The 3,094-nt window shown below is 52.0% G+C and carries 3 protein-coding genes and 1 pseudogene; all 4 read right to left on the reverse strand.

Annotated features, from left to right (window positions below):
* Window positions 1-718 (reverse strand): sulfotransferase (locus D6694_08950; protein RMH41369.1); only part of this gene is annotated, 718 nt, incomplete at its 3' end.
* Window positions 715-2,025: a hypothetical protein gene (locus D6694_08955; protein ID RMH41370.1), complete on the reverse strand. Its 1,311-nt coding sequence runs from the start codon at window positions 2,023-2,025 to the stop codon at window positions 715-717. The genes D6694_08950 and D6694_08955, both read right to left, overlap by 4 nt.
* The gene (locus D6694_08960; GenBank protein ID RMH41371.1) at window positions 2,025-2,966 is read right to left on the reverse strand and encodes a glycosyltransferase; all 942 of its coding nucleotides are present in this window, start codon (window positions 2,964-2,966) and stop codon (window positions 2,025-2,027) included. The genes D6694_08955 and D6694_08960 overlap by 1 nt, the downstream gene beginning before the upstream one ends.
* Before the next feature lie 29 nt (window positions 2,967-2,995).
* Window positions 2,996-3,094, reverse strand: a pseudogene (locus tag D6694_08965) (MarR family EPS-associated transcriptional regulator).

Here is a 3,094-nt window from a genome sequence, read left to right on the forward strand (position 1 = left end):
CATGGGCAGGAACAATAACCCGAATCCATCTTTTCCAGAATGGGGAGGAATACAGAGCCTGCTGTAACCATGGCCATCGGGGGATGCTTGCTGGATTCTCCTTTGGCAAGGAAAGATCTTCTGCCTCAATGCCAATGAATTCAGCAATGGCCTCCAGCACCTCGCGGGTTTGATCATTTCCAGCCACCAAGGACTCAAACTTCAGGAACAGGCATTGGTTCCGACGAAAATATTTCAGATATCGCCGAACCTGCTCACAATAACGGCTTCGTTTCATGTATCCAATGATACTGCTTAGCTCAGGATGCTCGCGCAGACGCTTTTCCTCATGGATCAAGGCCTCGCAAAACCCCAACGTTTCCAAACCTTTCCGACATGACATCAGATATTGGGAATAGGCCCGCTGAACCGGTTCACGAAAGATGAAGATCAGCCGAATGTCCGGCAACATCCCGTGAATCCTTTCCGCAGCCACCGGACTGAAAAGGTATTCCGGGGAAACCTCCCCCAGAACGGCCTTTGAATCACAATGATTGAAACGAGAACAATACCACTCGATGCCACGCTTGAATCGAGCATCATCGGAAAAAAAATTTGTCTCTTTGTCTCGTGGCATACAAACCCCGGGCAAACGATCGAGCCAGACATGCAATGAAGTTGTTCCAGCCTTCTGCGCTCCAACGACGATAAAGCCTGGCAACCGGCCGGATCGATTCATGAAGCTCCTCCGAGACGAAAAAATGGCTTGGCTGGCCAAGGACACACTCCAAGTAGAACCCACACCTCGCGTAAGCACAGAAGGTTCATAGAAGCCATCCCAATCGTGGCAGACATAGCTGCGCCCACAAACCCAAAGGATGGAATCAGGGCCAGCCCCGAAACCAGAGCCAGAATGGCAGATTGCATCACACGATTACGCAGAGGGATTTCATGACCGCTCATCTGCAGAAGAAGGACAACCGGACCGGAAATGACATTCATTATTTGCCCAGTGGCCAGAATCATCAATGTACTCGAAGCAGCGATGAAGGATTCACCAAACAGGCCCAGCAAGGTGTCGGGAAAAAGAAAAAGCCCCAGAAGAATGGGAGAGCATAGCAGGCCCGTAAGAAGAATGGCCCGGTTGACTAGGGACTCCAAAGCATCGGTTTTTCCATCTCTGCACAGAGAAGCCAAAGGAGGCGCCAGCAAGCCGTTAACGGCCAACACAACAAAGTTCACCAGCAAGGCCAGCCGCAACGCAGCGGCATACATGGCCACATCCTCCGGGGAATGGAACACTCCAAGCAAAAGAGTTTCAATGAAACTCATGGCTATGGTCATAATGCTAACCCAAGCCAGAGGAGTTGCCTTCTTGAGCCTATCCAAGATAAGCGAGAACCCTTCAAGGTTGAAATCAAATCCGGCCCTGCGATGCCAGAACCAAATTGCTACCATGACGCCAACATAGCAGGCCAGCACATAGCTCCATACAACCAGCACCCCATCTTTCCAGTCTGCCATACTTATCAGGGAGACAAAAATAAGACTCAACAGAGGAAGAATGACAACCTGAAAGGCGACATAAACCCTGCTTTCGCCCAAAGCACGAAACCCCTCAGCCAGAACCTGTACATACGTCATTGGAAGAATCGCGATGGAGAAACCCATGAGGTAGGGCATAAGCATCGGCTTGGAAAAAACCACATCGGAAAGCCATGGCGATACCAGCCAGAAAAGAAGCCCGAATACGCTGGACATCAATCCCACAATGATAAGCGTTTCCGTCATGGTCCGCCGCACAGCCAGCCAGTCGCCACAATGAATATCTACAGATACCTGCCGCAGCAAATATTGTCCCATCCCCCAACGTGCAATAGCGGAAGCGATAATACACAGGGAAAACGCGAGAGAATAAAGGCCAAATACACTGGCACCAAAGAACCTGGCCACCAGCACAGTAAACCCGAACTGCAAACAGGCTCCAGCGACACGAAGCCCCAGCCCCACCAGAGCTTCTAGGGTCATCGTCCTTGACTCAATCATCAGGAGATAAAACCGAGAGAGATTGACCGAAGGTATCGCCGAAGCCTGAAACGAAGCGCGTTTAAGAAAAGCTTAAATCCCCACAGCGAAAAAAACGCCTTAGGACTGCACTCCAGAGCAGCCTTAACATGGCTCCAGGCTTCAACCACCCGTCCGGAGCGAAAATGAAGGCGCATGCTGATCATGTGGGCATATGCCAATGACTCTTGCTCGTATTTACGAAGATCTTCGGGAAGGTCGTCGCGTTCAAAAAAATTTCGAATCAGCCGAACGCACTCCTCGGACTTTTCAATGCTGGATGCCGCATAGCTCTGGGAACCTTCATGAACGCGAAACTTGGCCAGAACCTTGGGGATGCGCTTACCATTTCCAACCAGACCAAGCCGAAGCCAAAAGTCAAAGTCCGGCATCTGATGCAGACGAGAATCCCAGCCGCCGGCCTTCTCATAGGCACTGCGTCGAAACAGTGCTCCCGGCCCTGGTGCGACCACCATTCGCACCAGCATATCCCGATAACTGTATTCCGGTGCCGCAACCTTCCGGATATCGCGTCCCGATGAATCAAACAGCAGATAGTCGGGATAGGTAAACACAATCTCTGGATGGTCCAGCAGCATCTGGACCGACTCGGCAACAGCATCCGGGAGCAATGCGTCATCGGCACTGAGATAGCCGAGAACCTCTCCCTTTGCCATGGCCCACCCCTTGTTCAGGGTTGCCGCCTGCCCCATATTTGGATGCGACTCCCAGAAAAAAGAACCTTTCGGATAGGACGAAAGAACATCGCGGGTCTGATCAGTGGATCCGTCATCGAGAACGATCAGTTCGATGTCCGGGTAAGTTTGATTCAGAACACTGTCGATCGCCTCACGCAGAAAATCCCCTGCGTTATAGGCTGGGATAACGATGGAAACGAGCGGGCACTCGGGTGAACCCTTCATTCGCTTGACCCGCCTTCCCCATTGCCATGGATCTCCCGCTTCAGCATCTCGTACTCGGCCTCGATGCGGCGGAAGAACTGCATCGTCACGCGCGCCTTCTCCTCGATGCCGCGCGGCGTCAGAAGATA

This window comes from Gammaproteobacteria bacterium (assembly GCA_003696665.1).
Taxonomy (GTDB): Bacteria; Pseudomonadota; Gammaproteobacteria; order Enterobacterales.

Excerpts from the sequence above, each read along its gene's own strand:
- D6694_08955 (RMH41370.1), bottom strand. The coding sequence starts at position 2,025 with ATGATTGAGTCAAGGACGATGACCCTAGAAGCTCTGGTGGGGCTGGGG.
- D6694_08960 (RMH41371.1), bottom strand. The coding sequence starts at position 2,966 with ATGAAGGGTTCACCCGAGTGCCCGCTCGTTTCCATCGTTATCCCAGCC.